Annotated in this window: 18 protein-coding genes and 1 other RNA gene; 10 read left to right on the forward strand and 9 right to left on the reverse strand. The window is 65.9% G+C overall.

Annotation, left to right across the window (positions count from 1 at the left end; translation table 11 throughout):
• A complete protein-coding gene (locus tag HH212_RS03620) occupies positions 1–2,757 on the reverse strand; it encodes a type VI secretion system Vgr family protein (protein ID WP_169434129.1) in 2,757 nt (918 codons plus the stop codon).
• 318 nt (positions 2,758–3,075) lie between these two features.
• Between HH212_RS03620 and HH212_RS03625 the strand changes: the two genes are divergently transcribed.
• The gene (locus tag HH212_RS03625) at positions 3,076–3,699 is read left to right on the forward strand and encodes a YcxB family protein (RefSeq protein WP_169434130.1); all 624 of its coding nucleotides are present in this window, start codon (positions 3,076–3,078) and stop codon (positions 3,697–3,699) included.
• 173 nt (positions 3,700–3,872) lie between these two features.
• Here the strand turns inward: HH212_RS03625 and HH212_RS03630 are convergent, their stop codons facing one another.
• The 5 genes from HH212_RS03630 to HH212_RS03650 form a co-directional block, all read right to left on the reverse strand.
• On the reverse strand, positions 3,873–4,376 hold the full coding sequence (locus HH212_RS03630) for a hypothetical protein (protein ID WP_169434131.1): 504 nt from the start codon (positions 4,374–4,376) through the stop codon (positions 3,873–3,875).
• A 72-nt stretch (positions 4,377–4,448) separates the two neighbouring features.
• Positions 4,449–4,952 (reverse strand): hypothetical protein, encoded by a 504-nt coding sequence (locus tag HH212_RS03635; RefSeq protein WP_169434132.1) that lies wholly within the window; start codon positions 4,950–4,952, stop codon positions 4,449–4,451.
• A gap of 107 nt (positions 4,953–5,059) precedes the next feature.
• Positions 5,060–6,553: a glycerol kinase GlpK gene (gene glpK / locus HH212_RS03640; protein ID WP_169434133.1), complete on the reverse strand. Its 1,494-nt coding sequence runs from the start codon at positions 6,551–6,553 to the stop codon at positions 5,060–5,062.
• Positions 6,554–6,579: 26 nt separating this feature from the next.
• Positions 6,580–6,927, reverse strand: an RNA gene (gene rnpB, locus HH212_RS03645) — RNase P RNA component class A.
• A gap of 79 nt (positions 6,928–7,006) precedes the next feature.
• Positions 7,007–8,122 carry a S41 family peptidase gene (locus HH212_RS03650; protein ID WP_169434134.1) on the reverse strand — a complete coding sequence of 372 codons (1,116 nt, stop codon included), beginning with the start codon at positions 8,120–8,122 and terminating at the stop codon, positions 7,007–7,009.
• A 200-nt stretch (positions 8,123–8,322) separates the two neighbouring features.
• Between HH212_RS03650 and HH212_RS03655 the strand changes: the two genes are divergently transcribed.
• A complete protein-coding gene (locus HH212_RS03655; RefSeq protein ID WP_169434135.1) occupies positions 8,323–10,023 on the forward strand; it encodes a thiamine pyrophosphate-binding protein in 1,701 nt (566 codons plus the stop codon).
• A 74-nt stretch (positions 10,024–10,097) separates the two neighbouring features.
• Here the strand turns inward: HH212_RS03655 and HH212_RS03660 are convergent, their stop codons facing one another.
• Positions 10,098–10,415 (reverse strand): hypothetical protein, encoded by a 318-nt coding sequence (locus HH212_RS03660; protein ID WP_169434136.1) that lies wholly within the window; start codon positions 10,413–10,415, stop codon positions 10,098–10,100.
• A 303-nt stretch (positions 10,416–10,718) separates the two neighbouring features.
• On the opposite strand from HH212_RS03660, the gene ftsY reads away from it, so the two are divergent.
• The 4 genes from ftsY (at position 10,719) to rpoH (ending at position 15,064) form a co-directional block, all read left to right on the forward strand.
• Positions 10,719–11,975, forward strand: coding sequence for a signal recognition particle-docking protein FtsY (gene ftsY, locus HH212_RS03665; protein ID WP_169434137.1), 1,257 nt, complete (start codon positions 10,719–10,721; stop codon positions 11,973–11,975).
• Between the two features lie 5 nt (positions 11,976–11,980).
• Positions 11,981–12,670, forward strand: a complete 690-nt coding sequence (locus HH212_RS03670; RefSeq protein ID WP_169434138.1) for a cell division ATP-binding protein FtsE — start codon at positions 11,981–11,983, stop codon at positions 12,668–12,670.
• The gene (gene ftsX, locus HH212_RS03675; protein WP_169434139.1) at positions 12,667–13,587 is read left to right on the forward strand and encodes a permease-like cell division protein FtsX; all 921 of its coding nucleotides are present in this window, start codon (positions 12,667–12,669) and stop codon (positions 13,585–13,587) included. Before HH212_RS03670 ends, ftsX begins: the two co-directional genes overlap by 4 nt.
• Positions 13,588–14,173: 586 nt before the next feature.
• Positions 14,174–15,064: an RNA polymerase sigma factor RpoH gene (gene rpoH / locus HH212_RS03680; RefSeq protein WP_370663907.1), complete on the forward strand. Its 891-nt coding sequence runs from the start codon at positions 14,174–14,176 to the stop codon at positions 15,062–15,064.
• Between the two features lie 325 nt (positions 15,065–15,389).
• On the opposite strand, the gene HH212_RS03685 is transcribed toward rpoH, so the two are convergent.
• Positions 15,390–16,274, reverse strand: a complete 885-nt coding sequence (locus tag HH212_RS03685) for a dienelactone hydrolase family protein (RefSeq protein WP_169434141.1) — start codon at positions 16,272–16,274, stop codon at positions 15,390–15,392.
• Between the two features lie 185 nt (positions 16,275–16,459).
• On the opposite strand from HH212_RS03685, the gene HH212_RS03690 reads away from it, so the two are divergent.
• The 4 genes from HH212_RS03690 (at position 16,460) to ggt (ending at position 20,831) form a co-directional block, all read left to right on the forward strand.
• A complete protein-coding gene (locus HH212_RS03690) occupies positions 16,460–16,915 on the forward strand; it encodes a MarR family winged helix-turn-helix transcriptional regulator (protein WP_169434142.1) in 456 nt (151 codons plus the stop codon).
• Positions 16,912–18,444, forward strand: coding sequence for an MDR family MFS transporter (locus HH212_RS03695; protein ID WP_229217552.1), 1,533 nt, complete (start codon positions 16,912–16,914; stop codon positions 18,442–18,444). Before HH212_RS03690 ends, HH212_RS03695 begins: the two co-directional genes overlap by 4 nt.
• 88 nt (positions 18,445–18,532) lie before the next feature.
• Positions 18,533–19,042: a hypothetical protein gene (locus HH212_RS03700; protein WP_169434143.1), complete on the forward strand. Its 510-nt coding sequence runs from the start codon at positions 18,533–18,535 to the stop codon at positions 19,040–19,042.
• Between the two features lie 28 nt (positions 19,043–19,070).
• Complete coding sequence (ggt, locus tag HH212_RS03705; protein WP_169434144.1) at positions 19,071–20,831, forward strand: gamma-glutamyltransferase; 1,761 nt, start codon at positions 19,071–19,073, stop codon at positions 20,829–20,831.
• Between the two features lie 334 nt (positions 20,832–21,165).
• Here ggt and eruA read toward each other — a convergent pair whose 3' ends face one another.
• Entirely contained in the window at positions 21,166–25,101 is a 3,936-nt protein-coding gene (eruA, locus tag HH212_RS03710; protein ID WP_169434145.1) for an NACHT domain-containing antiphage protein EruA, read from the reverse strand.
• Positions 25,102–25,422 lie beyond the last annotated feature (321 nt).

Consider the following 25,422-nt stretch of genomic DNA (forward strand, 5'->3'; position numbering starts at 1 on the left):
TTATTTCATTACCTTGCGGAACACCGCTTTCAATTGCTGCAAACGGTCAGCCTTGACCTGCGGTCCTTCGCCGGCGGCGTTGCTGGCGCCGGACAGCGTTCCGGCATCCGGCTGCTCGACCTGCGCCTGCATGTCGGGCACCGGCTTGCCATCGGTCGCCCGCAACAGGCGCGGCGTGCGTTCGAAGTCGCCTTTCCCGAAACTCGGCAAATCGGCCTTTCCACTGGCGGGGCCGTCCCAGTGGTGGCCGGCAGTCTTGACCGTCAGGACGCCAGGCCCGCCGATTTCCGCGTTGCCACCCTTGAGCGTGAGGTAGGCGCCGCCGCCCACGATGAAAGTGACTTCCTGTTCCGCCATGAACACCACACGCCCGTGCGCGCTCGCCTTGAGGTCGCGGGCGGCATCGAGTTTCATGTCGTCGTGCTGGCTTTGCATGAGGAACACGCCATGATGCGCCACCTGCGTGATGCCGCCAGCGTGCGCGAACAGCGAAATGCCCTTGCCGGCATTCAGGTTGAAGCGCTGGCCGCTGGCGAGCTGCATGTGTTGCTGCGCCACGCTGTCGAGGTTAACGCCGGCATAGCTGACGATAGTCTTCGGCGTACTGAATGCGATGCCCGCTGGTGCCGTCAGGCTCAGCGTCGGCTTGCCTTCTACACCGCATGGATCGCCGGTAGCGGCGCCCGGCATGACGTCGAGATCGGATTTCAGCGCAGCCTGGGGGACAGGATCGACTGGCAAGCCTTGGTGCTCGGTCGCGTATTGGCCCAGCGTCTTGAACAGGTCCAGGCAATCCTGCATCAGCGCCAGGTGTTCGCTCGCGCTCAGTTGCGTGCCGCTGGCGCCGAGCCGTTTCCAGGCCGAGACCAGCAGCGATTTCGCAGTACGGATCGTGCCGCTTTCATCGCTGGCCAGCTCGAAGCCCTGGCCGCGTGCTTCGGCCTTTCCCTCCCGGCGCGGGTGCGTCAGGTAGCCGAGGTTGAGCTGGGTCTGGCCGTGCACGCTCGCGAGTTGGGCACTGATTTGGCCCGGCGTGTCGTCCAGGCGCAGCTGGTTGTAGCGATACGCACCGCCTTCCTTGCTGACGATACCGGACAGGTAGCGGTCGCCCGGCAGGAGGCTGACGCGGCTGAACGAAGGCGGCGGCGCCTGGCCGCCATGCGCACGCCCGATGATGAGCGGCTTGTCCGGATCGCCGCCGACGAATGCGCACAAGACCTGGTGACCGACGCGCGGCAGCGAGATCGTGCCGTAGCCGTCGCCGGCCCAGGGGCTGGCTACCTGCACCCAGGCCGAATCGCGATCGGTGCCGGACGCCCCGGCGCCGTGCGCATGCTCGTGGTCTTCCGGGCGGCATCCGGGGAAGCGTACCTTGACCCGGCCGAGATGGTCGCAATGGATTTCTTCGTTGACCGGGCCGACCACCGTGACGTACTGGAGCTCGGTACGCGGCAGGTCGACACGCGGGTCGTAGCGCGGCACGATCGGAATGCCGCGCCGCACGCAGGTAAAGCGGTTGGTGTAGCGCACGCCGCGCTCGGCGCTGGCGTGCGCCAGGCCGGCATCGTCGTCCTGGCCGGCGGCGTGCCAGCCATTGCGAGCGAACAGGCGGCGCACGCGATCGTCCAGTGTTTTGGGAAGATTGTTCTCGGCGTCGACGCACAGTTCCGTGATCACGAAGACACGTTCGCGCTCGGGATGCGTATCGAGTTCGGGATGGCCGCTGACGCCATTCCACTCGCCGACGCGCATGTCGCGCACGCTGCCTTCGCCATGGAAGAATTTGGCCTCGTATTCGTGGCGCAGCATCCTGGCGCGGCCCAGGCTGCGGTAATCGGCGCCATCGGCCCCCGCGTGTGGCACGTCGACCAGGTAGTCGTCCAGGCTGGCGGCGAAGCGGTTGCCCAGCGCTCCCTGGTCCGCCAGTCCGGTGTCCTCGCTGGTTGCCGTGCCACCGCGCAGGTAATCGTAGCTGCTGCCGGCGGTCGAGCCCGGCGTCAGGCTGCGCGCAGCATGCCATGCGGTGACGGTGTCGCGGGTTTCGGTAGCAGCGTCACGGTGGAAGCGGACCGTTCCCGCAGCGTTCTGCTTGAGCGCCATGGCATCGTCGAACAGCACAAGGGTATGGCAAGGCGCATCGCCATCACGCAGGTCGCCCAGGGCGCCCGGCCGGATGAACCAGGCGATGCCACGCCGTTTCCACAAGCGCCGCAGGAACGCCGCCGTGGATTCGTTGTATTGCAGGGTGAAGCCGCGTGGCGGATAGGTTTTCGACAGGCGTAACTCGAAGTCGAACGCATGCGCGGCGACCGGGTTGACGGCGCGCCACTCCTTGAGCAGGATCGTCGTGATGTCGATTTCGCTGACATCGCGGAATACACGGGTATTGCAGGTCTTGTCGAGCAGCGCGAACGCATCGCGCACGACCAGCCGGTAAGTCGCCAGGCCGCCGTCGCTTTGCCCTTCCGCCACGGCGACGACGATCCCGCACACGCAGCGCAGATCGCCTTTATCGGTGACGAATTGCAGCTCGGCGGGATTGGCGATGAATTCCTTGAGCGGCAGGCCGGCGCGGATAGAAACACACAGCAGGGTATAGTCAATACCGCCGCACATCGTTTCCACACCGCTTACGTGCTGTACCAGCAAAGGATCGGCGGTCCTGACGCGCTTGTTCCATAGGCGCAAGCCGATCGGACGGTTTTTATCGCTCAAGCCACCAATTGCATTGCGCCATGCGCTCTCGATAACGTCCATTTACGGCTCCCGCTTGCTAAGGGCGCGGTCGCATGCAGCAGCGGCGCCGCTGCTTTCGAACGCGCAAACCTGACCAGTATGGCAATCGATGCGCGTCAAGACAGTGCGCTGGAGCAAGTGACGAGAGTCGGTGTTGTATCGGGCATGAATGGTTGGGGCCGACCCTGAAGCTGCCGGCCATGCGCATGTGTCCGACATCTTTTCTTTGCACTATTGCAATATGAACCTGGCAGCGCCATGTGGCGGACATCGACATTCCCGGAGTCCTCCATGTTCGGCAGCGGCCACCCCCAGCCCCCGCACCGCAAGGAAGTTGCGATGCAAATCGTCCGGCAACAACGCAAGACCGTTGCCGCCACCGAACTCACGGTCGGCATGCCGGATGGCCGCCGCGCCATCGGGCCCGCCGGGCCGGACGCGCCGCTGCGTTTCAGCGTCGCGTACACGCTGCGCGAATACCTGGGCGTGGTGCGCGATCACGTCGCCTTCCTGGCGCGCCACACGCCGCCGGCCGCGCGCCGCCGCGCCGTGCGATGGCCGCTGGGACTGGGCGCGGCCGGCCTGGCGCTGGCCGCGCTGCTGCACTGGAGCGCGGCGCCGCCCTGGGCCGTGCTGCCGGCGCTGGCATGCGGCGGCCTGGCGCTGGCCAGCCTGCCGGCGACGGCGCCGTTCTGGGTGGTAGTGCTGTGCACGCCGCTGTTCGCCTTCAAGCGGCGGCGCATGCCGGTCTGCGATTTCCGGATCGATGGCGAGACGATCGAGCGCAGCACGCGCCGCGGCGTATTCAAGCGTTCATGGAGCGAGGTACGGGCGGTGCGCCGCTACCCTTGCTGCTACCTGCTGGTGTTCGCGCGCGGCGCCATGCCGATTCCCTTGCGCTGCCTGGATGCCGGGCAGCAGGAACGTTTCCGGGCCTATGCGCTGGCCCGCAGCGGCGCCTGAAGCGGCGTGTTCGCGGCTGCTGGACGGATATGCCTCAAGTGTGCCTCGAAAAACCGTCGCGAGCGGCAGCAGTTTCAGCTGAGAAGCGCAGCCGTACAGGCGTACGGCCGGTCCGCCGTAGCGGAGCATCGCAAGCTGAAAATGCAACGCGTAGTAGGTTTTTCAAGGTGCCCTCAAGCCGGCGGCGGCAGCGCCGCCATCGTGGCCGGCACTTGTACCTTGACCCAGCGACCCGCGCTGCGGCGGAATTCGAGCGTTTCGAAGTAATGGGCGATGCCGCCGCGCTCGATCGTCACGCTGGCCGTGTCGCCCTCGATGCGGCCGCCGGAAAAGCGGCTGTGCGCTTCGCCGTTGACGCCGACGCAGCCGGCGGCGAACGGCTTGCCGCGGTCGGCGACCTCCTCGCCCAGTTCGGCGCGGATGTCGGCCGGCAGCTTGTCCAGCGAGGCGATCTGCGGTTCCGGGCCGGCCGGCATTGGCGGCGTCATCGTCTGCTGCGCCAGCGCCTGCATCTGCTCTGCCGACAGCGACAAGGTCTCGAACCGTGCCTGCGCTTTCGCTTGCGGCTGCGCCTGGGAAGGCGCCGGGGGTGATGCTTGCGACGCGGCGGCAAGCGCGGCGCCGGCGGCGCAGGTCAGGACGGCGAGGGCTGGCAGGAAAATGGCGTGCTGGCGCATGGCATGGCTCCGTGTCGATCGTCCGACAAGGCTACGCGATCGGCGCACCGCGGGCAAGCGCCGCAACCCAGCTTACTCCTCCAGCTTGACGTCCTCGCTCTTGGCGTCTTCCATCGCCTCCGGCTCCAGCAGCTCGGCTTCCTTGTTGAAGCGGATGAACACGCCCCAGCCGGCCAGCAGCAGCCCGGCCGCCACCAGCACCGAGGCGGCGTGCGGCAGCAGTTCCGGTTCCTCGTGCAGCGCCTTGAAGATGCCGACCAGCCCCTCGATCGACATCGCCACCACCACCACGACCATGAAGCGCGACAGGTAGCGCCGCACCCGCGTCGGCGCGCTGATGTGGGCTTCGCGCACCACCTCTTCCTCGCTGATGGTCTGGGCGATCTGCAGCGCGACCACGGCGATGGCCAGCAGGCCGATCGCTTCGATCGCCTGGTCCGCGCTCTCGGCAGGATCGGCGCCGACCGCGGCCCAGCCGGTCTCGATGCCGAGCACGGTCAACAGGATCGAGACGCCGACGAACAGCAGCGCCAGCACGGCGTGGGCGAAGGAAAAGAAGTTTTTCATGTATTTCAAGGAAGGCTCCGTCGATGATGCAGCATTGTAAATATCGACAGGATTGTGCCTTGAATCAGTTTCAGGTGGTCACACGGATGGGAATGCGGATCATGTGCGACGACCGTTCACGCCGGATGCGGCTGCGCCCACGCGCGCGCATGCGCCACCGCGCGCACCCAGCGCGCCATCGTCTCTTCGCGCCAGGCGGCGCTGCGCTGCGGCGCGAAGCGGCGCGCCACCTGCCATTGCGCTTCGATTTCCGCGACCGATTGCCAGAACCCCACCGCCAGCCCGGCCAGGTAGGCCGCGCCCAGCGCCGTGGTCTCGGTGACGCGCGGGCGCACCACCGGCACCCCGAGCAGGTCGGCCTGGAACTGCATCAGCAAATCGTTGTTGGCGGCGCCGCCGTCGGCGCGCACCTCGTGCACGGCGCAGGCGGCATCCTTCTGCATCGCCGCCAGCAGTTCCGCGCTCTGGTAGGCGATGGCCTCGAGCGCGGCGCGGGCGATGTGCGCCGCCGTGGTCCCGCGCGTCATGCCGACGATGGTGCCGCGCGCGTACGGGTCCCAGTGCGGCGCGCCCAGGCCGACGAAGGCCGGCACCAGCATCACGCCGCCGTTGTCCGGCACCGACAGCGCCAGCGCCTCGACGTCGCCGGAGCGCTCGATGATGCCGAGGCCATCGCGCAGCCATTGCACGGTGGCGCCGCCCATGAACACGCTGCCCTCCAGCAGGTAATCGGTGCGGCCGCCGACGTTCCAGCCGACCGTCGCCAGCAGGCGGTGACGCGAGCGCGGCGCCTCGTCTCCCGCATGCATCAGCATGAAGCAGCCGGTGCCGTAGGTATTCTTGACCATGCCCTGGCGGTGGCAGGCCTGGCCGAAGGTGGCGGCCTGCTGGTCGCCGGCGATGCCGGCGATCGGAATCGCCCGTCCGAACAGGGCGTCGTGGGTGTGGCCCACCACGCCGGCGCTGGGCACGATTTCCGGCAGCAGGGCCGCCGGCACGCCGAACAGGTCGAGCAATTCCCGGTCCCAGCCGAGCGTATGGATATCGAACAGCATGGTGCGGGAGGCATTGCTGACGTCGGTAACGTGGCGTCCGCACAGTCGATACACCAGCCAGCTGTCGACGGTGCCGAAGGCCAGTTCGCCGCGCTCGGCACGCCGGCGCGCGTCCGGCACGTGGTCGAGGATCCATTGCAGCTTGGTGGCGGAAAAATAGGCGTCCAGTTCCAGCCCGGTCTTGCGGCCGATGAGGTCCGCCTTGCCGGCCGCGCGCAAGGCGTCGCAGGTTTCTGCCGTGCGCCGGTCCTGCCAGACGATGGCGCGCGTCAGCGGTGCGCCGCTGCGGCGGTCCCATACGAGCGTGGTTTCGCGCTGGTTGGCGATGCCGATGGCGGCGACCTGGGCGGCATCGACGCCGCTCTCGGCCAGCACCCGGCGCGCGCAGGCGAGCTGGGTCGTCCAGATGTCGCGCGCGTCGTGCTCGACCCATCCGGGCTGGGGAAAGTGCTGGGGGTATTCCTGCTGGGCTGTGGCGAGCACCCGGCCCTGGCGGTCGAACAGAATGGCGCGCGAACTGGTGGTGCCCTGGTCGAGGGCGAGGATGGTGTGCATCGCTGCCTCCAGGGCGCCGGAATTATGTGTAAAGCAGGCCGATAGGCCGGATTCTGTGTAGTGGTTTCCCTTGCGGGACGCCCCTATGACAGCCATTCCTCTAGGCGCCGAATTACTCCGGCGCTCAAGCTTCCTACCCGCACGCTCCGCGAGCAACCTCAACGCGTGCCTATTTGGAATTGCTCCAGGTGGAGGTTACCGCGTTTCACCGTAACTGAATACGCTCGTCTCTGTGGCCCTATTCCTCGCCTTATACCCGGCTTGCACCGGGCTTTCGGCGGACGGCCGTTAACCGTCACCCCGCTCTATGGAGTCCGGACCTTCCTCCCGCCCACCACCTTGCGGCGTGGACCAGCGGCTGTCTGGCCTGCTTCACGGGGCGCATTGTACCCGATGCGCGCCCGTCCGGCGCCGGCGGCGTGGCGTATTGGCCTCACCGGCGCCGCGCCGGTGTCACAAGCTGCTCGCCGAGCCGCTTTCCAGCCAGCGCTGCACCCGCTTGATTTCGGCGTCGCGGCCGGCCGCGTCCGCCGGCTTGGGCAGCAGGATGTCCGGCGCGATGCCGACCGTGTCGATGCGCATGTCCGGCAGCCGGGTAGTGCGCGTGGTCGCGTAGTACAGCTGGGCGCGGCCGGACGGCAGCACGTGCGGGCGCAGGTTCGACACGTCGAGCGAACCGTAGGTGGGCCGCCCCACCACTTTTACACGGTAGCTGGTGCGCGCCTCCAGCACGAACTGCTCGCAGCTGCTGCCGCAATCGTGGTCGGTCAGCAGCGCCACCCGCGCCGGGCGGGGCGCTTCCAGCTTCACCGGATCGACCGAGATGCGCTTGTCGCCGGCCAGCACGAAGCTGCCCGGCGCCGCCGTGCGCATCTTGGCCAGGATCGGCTGCATCTCCTTGTCGCAATACCCGACGTCGCTGGTGCGCGCGCAGATCCGCTCCTGGGCGGCGAGGTTGGCCGGCGTGACGAAATATTCTGTGCCGAAACCGCGCAGGTCGCCGTCCAGCAGCCAGCCCATCAACGGCGCGTAAGTGACGTCGGAACCGCCGCCGTTGTCGCGCACGTCGATGATCCAGTTGCGGTGCGACGCCAGCTCGGCGCGGTGGCCGGCCACCAGTTTCTTCATGGACGGGGCGTGGCGGTCGTTGAAGCTCGGGATCACGAACAGGATCGTGTCCTTGCTCAGCGCCTGCAAGCGCGGCGCGAATGGATCGGCGGCAGGCTTGGCGCCGGCCGCGCCCGCCGCCTTGGCCGCGCCCTCGTCCTGGTCCGCCATCGGCACCACGGCGATGTGGCCGGGCCGCCAGGCGCGCGCGTAAGCATGCATCAGCTTGCCGCACACGGGCATGTCCGCGGCGCCGGCGGCATCCCGGCGCGCCTGCTCCAGGGCCTGGGCGATGGCCGGGCCGTGGTCGGCCAGCGCGGCGGCGGCGCCGGCGTCGTTGGCGCGGATGAAGGCGTCCAGGTCGTCCAGGTCGGCGCCGCACTGGGCGGGCGTATAGGGCTTGCCGGCGGGCGCATCGGCCGCGAAGGCGGCGGCGGGCGCGACGATCGACAGGGTGAACACGAACCGGCGCAGAACAGATCGCAGAACACACATATGCATGCCTTTGTTGTCAATAGGAAAACACAATACTAAACCGCTTCGGTGCCGGCAATGACGTCTGCATGCCGGTTTTTTCGACATTTCGTGTCGCCATTTCAAAAGCCCGCGGCGCCGGCCTCGCATAGAATGCCCCGACAACACCATATGAGGATGACGCCACCATGACCCACCCTTCCCGCTCCGGCGGCCAGATCCTGGTCGACGCCCTGCAAGTGCACGGCGTCGACACCGCCTTCGGCGTCCCCGGCGAAAGCTATCTCGACGTGCTGGACGCGCTGCACGATTCGGCCATCCGCTTCGTCGTCAACCGCCAGGAAGCGGGGGCGGCGTTCATGGCCGAGGCGTACGGCAAGCTGACCGGCAAGCCCGGCATCTGCTTCGTCACGCGCGGCCCAGGCGCGACCAATGCCTCGATCGGCGTGCACACCGCGTACCAGGATTCGACGCCGATGATCCTGTTCATCGGCCAGGTCGGCGGCGATTTCATGGACCGCGAGGCCTTCCAGGAAATCGACTACCGCCGCATGTACGGCGAAATGGCGAAATGGGTGGCGCAGATCGACCGCGCCGAACGCATCCCGGAATACATCGCGCGCGCGTTCCAGGTCGCCACCAGCGGCCGTCCCGGCCCGGTGGTGCTGGCCCTGCCCGAAGACATGCTGGTCACCCGCGCCGCCGTCGCCGACACCCGGCGCTACCAGCCGGTGCAGGCCTCGCCTTCGTCGTCCCAGATAGCGCGCTTGCGCGCCATGCTGCAGGAAGCGCAGCGCCCGCTAGTGCTGCTGGGCGGCGCCACCTGGAATGCACAAGCCTGCGCCGACCTGGCGCGCTTCGCCGAAGCGAATGCGCTGCCGGTGGCGTGCGCGTTCCGCTTCCAGGACCTGCTCGACAACGGCCACCCGCACTACGCCGGCGACGTCGGCCTCGGCATCAACCCGAAGCTGGCGGCGCGCGTGCGCGACGCCGACGTCCTGATCGCCATCGGCCCGCGCCTGGGAGAGATCACCACCGGCGGGTATTCCCTGCTGGAGGCGCCGCTGCCGCGGCAGCGCCTGGTGCACATCCACCCGGACCCGCAGGAACTGGGCAGCGTCTACCAGGGCGAATTGATGATCGCCGCCGGCGCCGCCGAAGCCTGCGCCATGCTGGCCGCGATGGAACCGGTGGACGCCGCCGCCTGGCGCGGCGCCGCCGGGCAGGCGCACGCCGAGCTGCAAGCCTGGCAGCAGCGTCCGCCGGTGTTCGACGGCGCCGACCTGCCGCTCGACCTGTGGCAGGTGATGCAAGACCTGGCGGCGGCGCTGCCGCGCGACGCCGTCATCACCAACGGCGCCGGCAACTACGCCACCTGGGCGCACCGCTTCTGGCGCTACGGCGGTTTGCGTACCCAGCTGGCGCCGACCAGCGGCGCCATGGGCTACGCGCTGCCGTCGGCGGTGGCCGCCAAGATCGTCGACCCGGCGCGCACCGTGGTCGCGTTCGCCGGCGACGGCGAATTCATGATGACCGGCCAGGAACTGGCGACCGCGGTGCAGTACGGCGCCGGCGTGGTGACGATCGTCTTCAACAACGCCATGTTCGGCACCATTCGCATGCACCAGGAGCGCGAATACCCGGGCCGCGTGTCCGGCACCGGGCTGCACAATCCGGACTTCGCGGCGCTGGCGCGGGCCTATGGCGGCCACGGCGAAACCGTCGACAGCACCGCGGATTTTGCCCCGGCCCTGCGGCGCGCGCTGGCGTTCGCCGCCGAGCACCGGCTGCCGGCCCTGATCGAACTGCGCTACGACGGCAACCTGATCACGCCGAACGCGACGCTGGAGACGATCCGCGGCAATGCCGAAAAGGCCAGGGCCGGCTGACCGATGCGGCGCGGCCGCTTGCCGCGCCCTGCCCTCCGCGTGCCCGGTGCAAGCGTGCGGCAATGTCCCCAGGTTCACGCGCGGCCGTACGTCCAGCCGCGCCCGTGCGCCGTCCAGGCGCTGCGCAGCCGGGTGCCGGCGTCCGCGTGACGGTGCGACGGCGCAGTGCCCCCACCTTGTTCCGGCACCGGCATGCCGCCATCCAGGCCCAGTTCGGCGGGCCACGGCACCTGCATGCCGGGTGCGCTGAACGGCCCGCCCGAAGGCTGCGTCAGGAACAGGGCGACGAGAGCGATGAACAGCCAGACGGCGACATTGCGCAGCGACGCCGCGCCGCCGCCCGACGCATCGTCGCCGCTGGCAAGGCGCTGCAGGAACCTGGAGAGGGTCACGATGATCCTTGTGCGAGTCAGGTGCGATGAGGTTTCACGGTCCGCATGCCGGCCGCCGGACCGCGCCGTATCGACTGATATTGCCAGGATCATTCTAGCGATGCGGCGGCGTCCGATGCAGCGCGCACGGGCGCTCATGCACCATGCATTGCGATGCCTCATGGTGCATTTTCCCGCACCCCGCGCCGCCCTCCCACGGCGCGCCGCGAAGAAAAACCCTGCCCCGCTCTGGTAGAATACCGACGATCCTTTTCGCCAGCCCCGCCCCGCCGGCCTGGCATGCAGCCCCTCCCCACACACACCATGTTTAGTTTCTTCAAAAAGAAAAAGCCCGAAGCAGACACGCCGGCGCTGGCGGAAGCGCAGTCCGCTGCGCTTGCCGCACCGGCCGCGCCGGACGAGCCCTCCGGGCAAGCGGACGCCGCGCCCGCCGCCGGCCCCGCGAATTTCCTGCGCCGCCTGTTCGGCGGCGGCGAGGCCGAACCGGTCGCGCCCGTCATTCCCGAGGCGCCGGCCGAACCCGAATCGCCGCCGGCGCGCGACGCCACCAACATCGATCCGTTCGCCGCCAGGATCGCCGCCGATGCCGCCGTGCTGGTCAACACCTACGAAGGGCAACTCTTTCCGGAAACGGCCGAACGTCCGGGCAGCGAGCAGGAAAAGAAGAAATCCTGGATGGCGCGCCTGAAGGCCGGCCTGTCCAAGACCTCCAGCAACCTGTCGCTGCTGTTCGTCGGCGCGCGCATCGACGAAGACCTGTACGAAGAGCTGGAATCGGCACTGCTGATGTCGGACGCCGGCATGGACGCCACCCAGTTCCTGCTCGACAGCCTGCGGCGCAAGGTCAAGGAAGAAAAATTGCTGGACGCCGCCGCCGTCAAGGGCGCGCTCAGGCAATTACTGGTCGAGATGATGCGGCCGCTCGAAAAGCCGCTCGAACTGGGCCGCCACGAACCGCTGGTGATGATGATCGCCGGCGTCAACGGCGCCGGCAAGACCACCACCATCGGCAAGCTGGCCAAGCACATGCAGCGCTTCGAGCAATCGGTGCTGCTGGCCGCCGGCGACACCTTCCGCGCCGCCGCGCGCGAGCAATTGATGGTCTGGGGCCAGCGCAACAACGTCACCGTGATCTCGCAAGCCTCGGGCGACCCGGCCGCGGTCGCCTACGATGCGGTGCAGTCGGGCAAGGCGCGCGGTGTGGACGTGGTCATGGTCGATACCGCCGGCCGCCTGCCGACCCAGCTGCACCTGATGGAAGAACTGAAAAAGATCAAGCGCGTGATCGGCAAGGGCATGGATGACGCCCCGCACGAAGTGCTGCTGGTAATCGACGGGAATACCGGCCAGAACGCGCTGGCGCAGGTGAAAGCCTTCGACGATGCGCTCCAATTGACCGGCCTGGTGATCACCAAGCTCGACGGCACGGCGAAAGGCGGCATCCTGGCGGCGATCGCGCGCACCCGTCCGGTGCCGGTGTACTTCATCGGCGTCGGCGAAAAGCTGGAGGACCTGCAACCCTTCAGCGCCGAAGAATTCGCCGAGGCGCTGCTGGGATAGTGCCGATGATCGAGTTCCAGTCCGTCTCCAAGAAATATTCCGATGCCGCCGACGCGTTCGCGCTGTCCGGCGTGTCGCTCGACATCGCCAAGGGCGAGCTGGTCTACCTGGCCGGCCCGTCCGGCGCCGGCAAGTCGACCCTCATGAAAATGGTGGCGGCGATCGAGCGTCCGACCTCGGGCCGCGTGATCGTCAGCGGCCACGACATCGGCAAGCTGAAAAAGGCCGGCGTGCCCTTCCTGCGCCGCAAGCTGGGCCTGATCTTCCAGCACCAGCGCCTGCTCAACGACCGCACCATCCTGGCCAACGTGATGCTGCCGCTGGTGGTGGCCGGCGCGCCCAAGGGCGCCGCCGCCGAACGGGCGCGCGCCGCGCTCGACAAGGTCGGCATGCTCGACCGCGTGAAAGCGCTGCCGCTGGAATTGTCCGGCGGCGAGCAGCAGCGCGTGGCGATCGCGCGCGCCATCGTCAACCGGCCGCAGATCATCCTGGCCGACGAGCCGACCGCCAACCTCGACCGCGCCGCCGCCGACAAGGTGATCGGCGCGCTGCACGCCTTTCATTCGGTCGGCGTGACCTGCGTGATCTCGACCCACGACGAGCAGATCCTGGCCGGCGCGGCGCGCGTGATCCGCCTCGAACACGGGCAGCTGGCCGGCGATACGGCCGCCAATGCCGGCGGAGGTGCGCCATGAACATCTGGGTTCGCCAGCATCGCTTCGCCCTCGGCGCCGCCCTCGCCCACGTGCGCAAGGCGCCGGGCAGTTTCCTGTTCAACGTGCTGGTGGTGGCGGTGGCGCTGGCCCTGCCCTTCGCCGGCGTGACCCTGCTCGACAACGTGCGTCCGCTGTCCGAGCAATTGTCGGTCGATCCGGAGATCAGCCTGTTCGTCAAGAGTAGCGCGACGCGCGCCGAGGCCGAGGCGCTGGCGCCGCAGCTGCAGCAGATCCTGGCCGGCAGCCACGCCAGGGTCGATTTCGTGCCGCGCGAGGAAGCGCTGGAAAGCCTCAAATTGCGCAGCGGCCTGTCCAGCGTGATCGACACGCTGGGCGACAATCCGCTGCCGGACAGCTACGTGATGAAGCTGGAAGGCTTTACCAGCAATGCCAACGCGGCACGCGTGGACGGCATCGCCGAGCAGATGCGCGGCCTGCCGGGCGTGGAATCGGTGCAGGTCGACTCGGCCTGGGTCAAGCGCCTGGCCGCGCTGCTGGGCGTGCTGCGCCTGGCACTGGCCTTGCTGGCGGCGACGCTGGGCGTGGTGGTGATCGCGGTGGTGTTCAATACCATCCGCCTGCAGGTGCTGACCCAGCGCGAGGAGATCGCGGTATCGAAACTGCTGGGCGCCACCAACGATTTCATCCACCGCCCGTTCTACTACACCGGCGCCCTGCTCGGCCTGTGCGCCGGCGCGGTGGCGCTGGGCGGCGTGGCGCTGGCGCTGCGCCCGCTGAACACGGCCATCGCCGAGTTCGCCCGCCTGTACGCGTCGGAATACCACCTGACCACCCTGCCGCCGCTGGGCCTGGTCGGCCTGCTGGCGATCAGCGCCGGCCTGGGACTGATCGGCGCCATGCTGTCGGTGCAGCGGCATCTGGCGCGCATGCACTGACGCGAATGCACTGAAAAACATGTCTTGCATCGTCACGAATGGTGCAGGACATGTCTTGTGTTCCAGGCCAGGCACCTCATATCGTATCCGACGGCACTGCGTTCTTTTAGGGTAGTCGTCCTGCTTCTTCCTCTCTTCTTCCGACACGCTGCCGGGTGAACCGCTTGACTGTTGGCCAGTCAAATCCTTAGCGGACGCAAGGCATGCGCCTACACGGCTACGTGCGCCACCCAACAGAAGGTCAAGCACACCTTCCTTAACCTGTCATTTAACGATTTCAAACGATTTGTGCGGTGCGTTTGAGCCAAATCAATTGCAGATTGCGATGACACTCTACAGTTGAAGCGTTCCCTGATTCGATTCCTTTGAGAAATACTTTAGTGAAACTTAAAGGCGTCGGAAGTCATATGGAGGCGCCTGGCACTCACCTCAAGAGAGTGCTAATATGTCTCCTGTACATGACGGATCGTGGTTTCTATGACGCGCCGCCAGCATCGACAACGAGCCTTGTGCCTGGATACGCCTTCGGGGTTTGCGCAAGGGCAATCGATGATGCAGTACAGCTTACTCTGAGAGGGAAATGACTATGTCCGCACAATCCGCATTGGTACCTACCGGCAGCCGTGCTCTGGGACTCGGTTTTACTGGCAATCTCGGCAATATCGACGCATACATCTCGGCGGTGAACCGCCTGCCGATGCTCACCCATGACGAAGAGGTCTCGCTGGCCAAGGGCCTGCGCGATAACAATGACCTGGACGCAGCACAGAAGCTGGTGATGTCCCACCTGCGCCTGGTGGTGTCGATCGCGCGCGGCTACCTGGGCTATGGCCTGCCGCACGCCGACCTGATCCAGGAAGGCAATATCGGCCTGATGAAGGCCGTAAAACGTTTCGACCCGAACCAGGGCGTGCGCCTGGTGTCCTATGCAATGCACTGGATCAAGGCCGAAATGCACGAATACATCCTGAAGAACTGGCGCCTGGTAAAAGTCGCGACGACCAAGGCGCAGCGCAAGCTGTTCTTCAACCTGCGCAGCAACAAGCAGGGGTTGGACGCGATGTCGCCGCAGCAGGTCGACGACTTGGCGAAGATGCTCGACGTCAAGCGCGAAGAAGTGATCGAGATGGAAACCCGTCTTTCGGGCCGCGACATCGCGCTGGAAGCGCCGTCCGACGAGGAAGACGACAAGTTCTCGCCGATCGCCTACCTGTCGTCCGAGCAGCAGGAGCCGACCAAGGTGCTGGAAGCCGAAGACAAGGTGCGGCTGCAATCCGAAGGCCTGGAAACCGCCCTCGGCAAGCTCGACCCGCGTTCGCGCCGTATCGTGGAAGCGCGCTGGCTGGCCAACGACGACGGTTCCGGCGCCACGCTGCACACACTGGCCGAGGAATTCGGCGTGTCGGCCGAGCGCATCCGCCAGATCGAATCGGCCGCGCTGAAAAAGATGAAAACGGCCCTCGCCGCCTTCGTCTAAACCAAACTCGTCCCACCACCAAGGCGCCTCCGGGCGCCTTTTGCTTTATTCAATTTGGGGTCAGAGCACAATTCGGGGTCAGAGCAAATTGCAAAGAAAATGATCTTTTGCATTTTCAGCTTAGCTCGATAGATGGATCAACGGCTTCGTCCACAGCCCATGGCCCGTGGCGGCGTTACAGCATGCTAACAACATTCGGGCTCAGATCATGGCAGCAACATTGTGCTCTGACCCCGAATCGTTCGATGTTCCCTTAAATTGTGCTCTGACCCCTCATTGTGCTCTGACCCCGAATTTTCCTGACCCCGAACTACTCTACAACGGGTCAGGCCAGCTTTTCCTTCAAAAACGCTAGCGTCCGTCCCCAGGCCAGCTTGGCGGCGGCATCGTCGTAGCGCGGCGTGGTGTCGTTGTTGAAGCCGTGCTCGACGCCCGCGTAGACGTAGTGCTGGTAGGCGACCTTGTTGGCCTGCAGCGCCGCCTCGTAGGCCGGCCAGCCCGCCAGGATGCGCTCGTCCTTGCCGGCGTCGTGGATCAGCAGCGGCGCGCGGATGTGCGCGACCTCGGCAGCGGGCGGCTGCTGGCCGTAGAAAGGCACTGCCGCGGCCAGGTCGGGCAATTGCGTGGCCAGGTAGTTGGCGATGCCGCCGCCGTAGCAGAAACCGACCACGCCGATCTTGCCGGCCGCCTGCGGCATGTTCTTCAGGGCATGCGCGGCGGCGATGAAGTCGGCGCGGGTCTTGGTCTGGTCCAGCTTGGAGAACAGGGTGCGCGCGCTGTCCTCGTCGCCCGGATAGCCGCCCAGCGGGAACAGCGCGTCCGGCGCAAAGGCGATGAAGCCGTCCAGCGCCAGGCGGCGCGCGATGTCCTCGATGTGCGGGTTCAGGCCGCGGTTCTCGTGCACCACCAGCACCGCCGGCAGCTTGCCCTTGGCATTGGCCGGCACGGCCAGGTAGCCGCGCAGCTTGCCGTAGCCCTGCGGCGACGGAAATTCCTGGTAGCTGGTCTTCAGGCGCGCATCGTTCGGCCCCACCAGCGGCGCGGCGAAGGATGGCGACAGCTGCGCCAGCAGGGTGGCGGCCGTCACCCCGCCTGCGGCATAGCGTCCGGCGCGCGCCAAAAAGTCGCGGCGCGACACCTGGCCGTGCACGTAGCCATCGAAGAGTTTCAGCACTTCCGGGTCGAAGTCGGCTGCGGTCAATCGCGTCATGGTCAATTCTCCAGGGTGAGTCGGGCAGGTCGGCTGCAGTCTCGATCGCGGCCGGGCATCGCCACAGCATACCCGCAGCCGCCGCCATTTGCCATTTCGGCATGTACCGGACACGTGCAGGTTTCGCTTGAACGCCGACCCATCGCGCAGTAAACTAAGTAGGTAGCCTACCTAACTTCATAGCCATGACATCGCCCGGACAGAACCAGCCAGCAGATATCGCGGAACTCTCGGAAAACCTGCGCAACGTCCTCAAGCTGATGGTGCGCGAAATCCGCCGAGACGCCGAACGCCGCGACAACGGCCTTTCGCTGCTGCAGTCGGCATTGCTGGGCTGTGTCGACGAGCACCCCGGCATCGGCGTGGCCGAGCTGGCGCGCATGCAACACGTGCGCAGCCCGACCATGAGCGGCCAGGTCAAGGCGCTGGAAGCGGCCGGGCTGCTGGCGCGTACCGCTCCCGATCCGGACGACCGCCGCAGGAGCGGCCTGGTCTTGAGCGAAACCGGCCAGGCCCACTTGCAGGCGCTGCGCACCCAGCGCCTGGACTGGCTGTCGCAGCGCATCGCCCGCCTCTCCCCCGCGCAGATGACTGCGCTGGCCGCCGCCATCGAACCCCTCGCCTTGATCGCCCGCCCATGAATAAGCTGCCCCATCACGCCGACGCCGCCGCGCCGGTCACCGAACGCGAGATCCGCGCCGTCTACCTGGCCCTGATGGCCGTGCTCGGCCTGGGCGCGCTCGACCAGAGCATCGTCGCCACCGCCCTGCCGCGCATCGTCGCCGACCTGGGCGGCATGGCGCATTTGTCGTGGGTGGTGACGGCCTACGTGCTTGCTTCCACCGCCACCATGCCGCTGTACGGCAAGCTGGCCGACCAGTACGGCCGCCGCCCGATGATCTTCACCGCGCTGGCCACTTTCCTGGCCGGTTCGGTGCTGTGCGGCCTGGCGCAAGACATGACGCAATTGATCGTGTTCCGCGCCATCCAGGGCCTCGGCTCCGGCGGCTTCATGCCGCTGGCGCAGATCATCATCGGCGACCTGGTGACGCCGCAGGAACGCGCCAAGCGGCAGGGTTCGATCGCCATCGTGTTCGCCCTCACCAGCGTGCTAGGCCCGGTGCTGGGCGGGGTCATGACCGACGCCCTGTCCTGGCACTGGATCTTCTATATCAACCTGCCGGTCGGCGCGCTGGCCCTGTTCGCCATCGCGCGTGCGCTGCGCAAGCCGGCGGCGACCCACGCGCACCGCATCGACTACCTCGGCTCGGCCCTGCTCACCGGCGCCATCGTCAGCCTGCTGCTGGTGCTGGCGCTGGGCGGCACCGAATGGCCGTGGGACGCGCCGCAGATCAAGCTGTGCGCCGCGCTGGCCGTGGGGCTGGGCGCCTGGCTGGTGTTGCATGTGCGCCGCGCCGCGGAGCCGGTGCTGCCGCCGGACCTGTTCCAGAACCGCGTCTTCGACATCGCCAGCATCGTGATGGCGCTCACCTTCATGGGCCTGATGGGCGCCAGCGTGTTCTTCCCGCTGTTCTTCCAGCTGGTGATGGGCAGCAGCCCGGCCGATTCCGGCATGCTGACGGTGCCGATGATGGTCGGCATGATCATCGCTTCCACCCTCAACGGCCGCGTGCTGGCCAAGGCCAACCGCTACAAGGCCGTGCAGGTGGCCGGCCTGGCGGTGGCGGTGCTGTCCTTCGGGACGCTCGCCTGGGGCATGGAGACGGGGCGAGGCTGGATGGTGATCGAGCCGGCGATCTTCATGCTGGGCGCCGGCCTCGGCCTGGTGATGCCGAACATGACCATCGTGGTGCAGGCCGCATTGCCGCCGGCGCGGCGCGGCGTCGGCACCGCCATGCTGACCTTCTTCCGCTCGTTCGGCGGCCTGCTCGGCGTGACCGGCTCGGGCGCGATCCTGGCGCTGGAACTGCACCGGCACGGCATCGCGGCGGCCGCCAGCGCCGGTTCCGGCGCCGTGCTGGAGCCGGCGCTGCGGGCGATCTACCGCCACGCCATCGCCGACATCTTCGTGGCCGGCACGGTGATCGTGCTGGCCGCGCTGGTGCTGCTGCTGTTCCTGCCCGAGGTATCCCTGGAGGATGACGCACACGGCGGCGCACCCGGCGGCACCGCGAAACGACCGGAAGCGGCGCCGCTGGCGGCCGACTGAGCGCCACGGCCGGCGACGCACGCATGCGCTCCCGGCCATGGCGGCGACTTTGCTATGATGACTCGTCGCCAACAACCGGACGTATCCGATGAAGCTGTTCCGGCATCCGCCGTCGCCGTCCCAGGCCATTCCGGCAGCGCAGCGCAGGCCGCTCCCACGGCGCGCCGCCGGCGGCTGGCCGGGCCGGCTGGCGCGCGCAGTATCGGCAGGGGCGGCGGCACGGGCGGCGTCGATCCTGCTGCCCACGCTGCTGGCCGCCTGCGCCGCCGCCCCGGTCGCGGACGCCAGCTATCCGTTGCAACCCGGCCAGCGCGCCACGCTGGCGAACGGCATGAGCCTCACCTACGACAGCTTCAGCGACAGCCGCTGCCCGGCCAACACCCAGTGCGTGTGGGCCGGCCGCCTGGCGCTGCGCTTCATCCTCGCCGGCCCGGACGGCCAGGAAGAATTCACCCTCGGCCCCGACCAGCCGCAGGCATCTCCCGCCGCCCTGCGCGGCGCGCGCATCACGCTCGATACGGCCGCGATTCCACCGGCGCGCATCGGCGCGCGCCCGGCCTCAGCCTTCCCGGTCACGCTCACGGTCAGCGCCAAATGAGCGCCGTTTTCCACACAGGATGCCACCCATGACCTCTTCCCCGCGCGCCCTCGCCGGCGCCCTGATCCTGTCAATCGTGCTGTGCCCGCCGCCGGCGCTGGCCAAGACCCCGGTCGCCACCGGCACCGGCGGCGCGGTCGCCACCATCAGCGAAAAAGCGTCCGAATCGGCGCTCGCCATCCTCAACAAAGGCGGCAATGCAATCGACGCCGCCGTGGCCGCCGCGGCCACGCTGGGCGTGACCGATCCGTTCAGCTGCGGTATCGGCGGCGGCGGCTTCATGGTGATCTACCTGGCCAAGGACAAGCGCGTGATCACCATCGACCACCGCGAAACCGCGCCGGCGGCGTTCACCCCCGCCGTGTTCCTCGAGAACGGCAAGCCGATCGATTTCGACACCGCCGTCGCCAGCGGCGCCGCGGTCGGCGTGCCGGGCACGGTACGCGGCTGGCACGAGGCCCTGGAGCGCTACGGCACCATGTCCTTCAAGCAGGTGCTGGCGCCGGCCATCGGCGTGGCCACCCGGGGTTTTACGGTGAACGACACCTTCAACAAGCTGGTGACCGAAAACGAAGCCAAGTTCCGCCAGTTCGGCAGCACCAGCCAGCTCTACCTGAAGAACGGCAAGGCCCTGCCGGCCGGCACCCTGCTCAAGAACCCGGACCTGGCCAGGGCCTACCGCGAACTGGCCGCCAAGGGCTATCAAGCGTTCTACCAGGGGCCGATGGCGAATGCGCTGGTGGATGCCGTCGTGCATCCGCCGCTCGCCGCCGGCGCCACGGTCCGCCCCGGCAACATGACGCTGGCCGACCTGGCCAACTACGAGGCGCGCATCCGCCAGCCGGTGCGCTCGACCTACCGCGGCTACGACATCTACGGCATGCCGCCGCCCAGCAGCGGGGGCGTGGCGGTGGCCGAGGCCTTGAACATCCTGGAAGGCTTCGACCTGAAATCGATGGCGCGCCCGGACGCCGAGCACCTGTACCTGGAAGCCAGCCGCCTGGCCTTCGCCGACCGCAACGCCTACCTGGGCGACCCGGAATACGTCGACGCGCCGGTGGAAGGCATGCTGTCGAAGCAGTTCGCGGCCCAGCGCCGCTCGCTGATCCGCCCGGACCGCGCCGCCAGCGTGGTGCCGGCCGGCGACGCCTTTTTGTACGAGAACGACCAGAGCTTTCCGCTGCGCCCGCAGGCCAACCTGATCCAGCGCGAAGGCTTGCACACGACGCACCTGGCGGTGTCGGACAAGGACGGCAACGTGGTCGCCTACACCTTCACCATCGAATCCTGGGGCGGCAGCGGCATCGTGGTGCCGGGCTACGGCTTCCTGCTGAACAACGAGATGACCGACTTCGACTTCAGCGGCCCGGCGCCCAACATCCCGGAAGGCGGCAAGCGCCCGCGCAGCAGCATGTCGCCCACCATCGTGCTCAAGGACGGCAAGCCGGCATTCACCGTCGGCAGCCCGGGCGGCGCCACCATCATCACCACCGTGCTGCAGACCATCGTCAACTACCTCGACCTGGGCATGCCGATGGACCGGGCCATCGACGCGCCGCGCCTGTCGCAGCGCAATGCCAGGGAGACCTCGGTCGAGCCGGGTTTCACGGGGGCCGAACAGGCGCGCGCCCTGGAAAAATTCGGGCATAAATGGGAAAGCAATCCGGCGCCGGAAGAGATCGGCGCGGCGAATGCGATCGTGTTCAACCCGGATGGCAGCGTGACGGCGGTCAGCGAGGGGCGCCGCCACGGTATCGGCACGGCGCTGGTGCAGAAGCGTGCGCATTGACGGGCGGCGTGCGGCGGCGCCACGATACGGCGCGCGCCTTCCAGCAGCGCGTCGGTCTGGCCCTGCAGCGCGATCTTCCCGTCCTTCAAAAAGGCGAGGTCGAAGGCGACGCGCTCTAGGTCGGACAGGATATGCGTAGCATGTGCAAACTACACAAAAATGGACAGGCCCTTTCATAGGGAAACTACCACTCAACTCCAATTTTACTTGTCCATGTTCATACATAAAAAAATGGACGCAAGTGTAGATGTCTGTCCATTTTTTGGTGTAGTGCTAGCACGACCCATCGCTCAACTTTGAACCCTCAATTGCTTGCGACAGGTTGCTCGGATCTTTAGCTGGACGGTTGGCTGCGACTCAGGTCCATCACCACAATCTCAACTAGACCATCCAATGCCGCCCGGCTGGAGGATGTCAGCATCTGCTGAAGGTCTTGGGGGCTGGTTGGTATCGTGCGTTCTCGACCGCGTGTTCGCAGCCGTTTGGACGGTTTGTCCTGATGACCAAACCAGAGTACCAAGTAGATGCCACGCCCTTCAGCACTCCAGTCTTGCGAATACAATTTGTCGAGTTGAGAGTCGGCCGCGTGCCACAGGTCGCGATGCCATTGGCACTTGATTTCGATCGGCATTCTCAGATTATCGACCGCGCACCCAATGTCCACTTCCTTATCGCCGCCAACGTGGACCTCTGGCGTCAGTGTGACATCGCGGCACGTTTGGCGTAACAGCAACAATAGGTGGTCGCGGCACCATTCCTCGTTGTGGGGAATGTGTTGGTCATCATAGAAGCCACGCCAGGACTCAACGTCGTCACTGAATACCATGCGTTGCACAACATCGAGCTCTTCCAACATGAATTTCTGCAAGTCAGGCATCGTGACAGGCGCCACATCACGCGTGATAGCGGCGATCGCTTCGAGTGTTGGTGGCGAGTATGACGTCTCGACGCACAACCGCGCTTGCTCTGCGGCGACCATCTTGATCGTGTCGAAGTAGCCATCCGGCGGTGCGTCGCGAAGCCGCCGGATGACCTGGGCCGCAGTTGCGCTCGGATCATTGCCAAGTCTCTTGATCAGCGAAGTGACATAGTCGCTGGCGTCCCACGGACTTGTGTCGCCCCACGTTCCGCCGGCAGGCCGATGCGCGACCGGCCAAAGCGTGCGGAATTTCGTGATCAGCCATTCGAGTTGATTCGCCTGAAAAGGAACGGACGGTCTTTCCCCACCCGAACGATCACGGACGTGCCAGATTAGTTCAGGTGGGAGCGGGCGTCCGGCCAGCTCTGCAGCCGTTTCGTTAAACTCGACGATCAGACCGATTGACAGCCAATTGCGCCGGCGTCGTTCGTCGTCCAAGTCGCGCCTTTTAGGCAGGAGCGCACGGAGCTCCTCATAACGATTGGACCGTATAAGCCGGTCGACAAGTTCTTCTTCCACCTCGGCAGCGATGTGAGGAAAGCGCGTGAGCCACTCGGCCGCAAGGCGATTCGCAAAATCGACATCCTGGCCACGCATCAGGGAATAAAGGCCTGATATTTGCGTTAACCGGGCCTCCAACTGAGGCTCATGGTACCTGCGCATTGCGCTCGGCCAGAGTCCCCGTGCTTTCACTTCCGTTTCCACGGCCTCTTCCAGGGTATCAATCGTCGCGTCGTGCTCATAGCTGATGCGCCTCAACTCGAAGAGGGCCGCGAGCAGCCGGTCGTCGCTAACGTCTGCCAGTCCTGCGCCCCGTCGCACGCGCTCAGCGAGCGCGACGACAATGATGAGGACGGAATCCCTCCACCGAGACTGCGCGAAGCTGGCGGCCAGTTCGTCTGCCGTCGGCGTGCTCGGTCCATCGACCAGGTAGGCTTCGAAACCGGAGAAGGCAGCGGCAGCAATGTCGGCGCCAAGCCAGTCGGCAATGCGCTCATGCGACGGCAGGTTCTCTTCGTTGATGTCATGGATCAAGCCGAGATAGGCCTTGGCTGGGCCGATGAGCGCTCCGTAGTCTGCAGTGCGCACACGCGCGATATGCTCTCCGTAATGAGCCCGCATTTTCGTACGTTGGGCAAGGAATTTCGCCCTGTGACGCTCTGTGCGCAGGTCGTTCTCGCGTTTCCAGCTCGGGGGTTCCGCAAGTTGCATCAGCCATTGCAGAAGGTCTGGCCGATGCTCTGCGAACGGGAACGCTTCAGTTCGTACTGCTGCGCCGATCTCGCCATCATGCCGCGCCATCTGCACGACATCCTGCCAGCGCATGTCCTCCCTGGATGTCTGGTCGAGTGCCTGCAACAAGAAGATCACGTCTTCCGGCGTCGGCGCCAGACCGCTCGGCCGACAAGTCATGCGACAGAACCGCTCCCATGGTGTCGCTTCTCCTGGAAGATCCAGGATCACGAGCTTTTGGATCGCACGTCGCAGCTCTTGATTTTCCTGTAGGTGCTTGGCAACTGTGGCCCGGGTGTCGCGTCGATAGCCGTCACCCTCGTCAAAATGCTGGAGCCAGGACCACAGCTGGTCGGCCTGCGCCGGCGCGCCAGCGATGCGCCGTGATAGCAAGTGATAGGCAAAGTCGCTAAGCTCATAGCCGTCTCGATGATTAAACGGTTCGCCAAGTGCGGACGCCCTGGCGGCGAGCTTGTCGAGAACGCCGTCCAGCCGATCGTCAGGAAGCCGGCGTTCCAACACATAGAGCACTCCGACCGTCTGACTTTCTTTGGTCGCATATGAAACCGCCAAGTCGATGATCAACTCGTCACTGAAATGTCGATAGTCGATGTCGTCCATCAGCTCGATTGCCAGTCGTACCGACAGATCGTCGCCCTGGTCCAGCAGCCTAGTCATCACCTGGGGCCAGTCATCGGCGGCCACGAGTGGCACGAGCGCTTGGCCTGCGGCCTTTCGGCACGCAAAGGCCATGTTAGCGTCGAGCACCAGGTCATGAAGTTCGTTGACGAGTTGAACAGCTATTGGCGCATCCTCTAATGCTCGGAGAACGAGCATGCGCAGGCCGAAGGCGGTGCCTTCTGAAGTGATCAGCCTACGCAGGTCATCGAGCATCGCAGGTTGCGCGATACAGCCGAGCGAGATATCCCCTCGATTCCAGAGCGAGCTTGGGTCGGATGCTGCAACACGCTCCAGTGCTTTCAACAGCCTTGCGATGTGGGCGGGAAACAGAGTGCTGGGATCGCCATACTCGATCAGGCCTATAGGATCAGTGTCGATGACGGCTGGGGCGAAAGCTGGATCGAGTGCGAGCCAGGCATGGATGCCACGAAGGCTCGCCGGGACTAGGCCTCCAGCATGGAACATCGAAAGCACTCGCCTGCGTTTGCGGGGCGTAATCGCCGCCTTGGCCAGCCAGCGAGCTCCAAGGTATTCACCAATTCGCCGGTGCCAGTAACGAAATCGTTCTGTGCCGTCCGCCGTAAACAGTCGGGTACGGAGCATCACGTCGACTTCTTTCCCCCCAGGCAGGAGACACACGTCAGCAAGGGAAAGCTCGTCAGGACCGACATGTGCCGTCGCTTTACGGCTGATGACGTCACTGCCGCTGAGAATCAAGGCGGCGCTTGCGGCCCCCGCTGCTGCAAGCGCAATCTCTTTAGCCACCTGCGGGTCGGCCTTTCGTTCGTTATGCTCGACACGCAACACGTCGATCGACCTCTCAAGGAGCGCACTATTGGATTCAGGAAGGGGGCCGTTGTTGCAAACCTTCGCCAACAGCTCGAGTGTTTGCGGGTTACCGAGCATGCCGTGCAGGTTCCGAGAGTTGAAGTGGGCAACGACATCCCGCGCCTTAGCTAAACCAACGAGACTGCTAAGGAAGTCCACGGAGTCATCCTCGTCGAAAGGAACAAGATGCATCTCCAGAGGATTGCATCCGTACTGTCCGCGGATGCCTTCAACTGCCGTAGCACTGCGCCAGTCCGCCACCCGGCAGGACAAGATGAAACGCGGAACCCCAAGCTCAGCAAGTTGGCCAAGCACCAAATCGACAGCATCCCCCTGCTTATGGGAACTAACCTCATCAATCGCATCGATTACCAGAACTCGGAACGAACCTAGGAGTTGTCGCGGGTTCGGATGAGTGATGAGACTTCGAGCTGTGCACAGCACATAGCCCGGAGAACGAGCAATCCAGCGGAGAAGTGAAGTCTTACCCATTCCCGCTTCACCAAGAATGATCAGCGGTTCTGGACGTTGGAGGGCGTCGGCTTCGGTCGTGGTAACCCTGCCATTGTCCTCGTACCAGAGCTTTCGTTCAATGTGCTTGCTCTTCATTGTTGTTATTAAAACATAGATCGACAGCTCTGGAGCATCACGGCTACTCGGCAACACCTAATTAAGCGGACGAAGGCTACCGCGATCTATAGGGTGACGATCCAGACGCAACTGAGCAACAGACACCGTTTTTGAGGGCCCGTTCCGTGCCAAGTAAGGACTCTTATATGCCTAAGCCCAAGGGAATCCTGAGGTGTACTGTCAATAGCGGACACGCTTGTCTCAAGCCACCTGCGGCTGTTTGCTGAATTCTTACGCGAACAACGCTGGTGAAGGAAGGCGAAGCGGATAAAAAGACGGCTCCGCAAGCGGAGCCGTTAA

Origin of the sequence: Massilia forsythiae (assembly GCF_012849555.1) — a bacterium.
Classification (GTDB): Bacteria; Pseudomonadota; Gammaproteobacteria; order Burkholderiales; family Burkholderiaceae_D; genus Telluria; species Telluria forsythiae.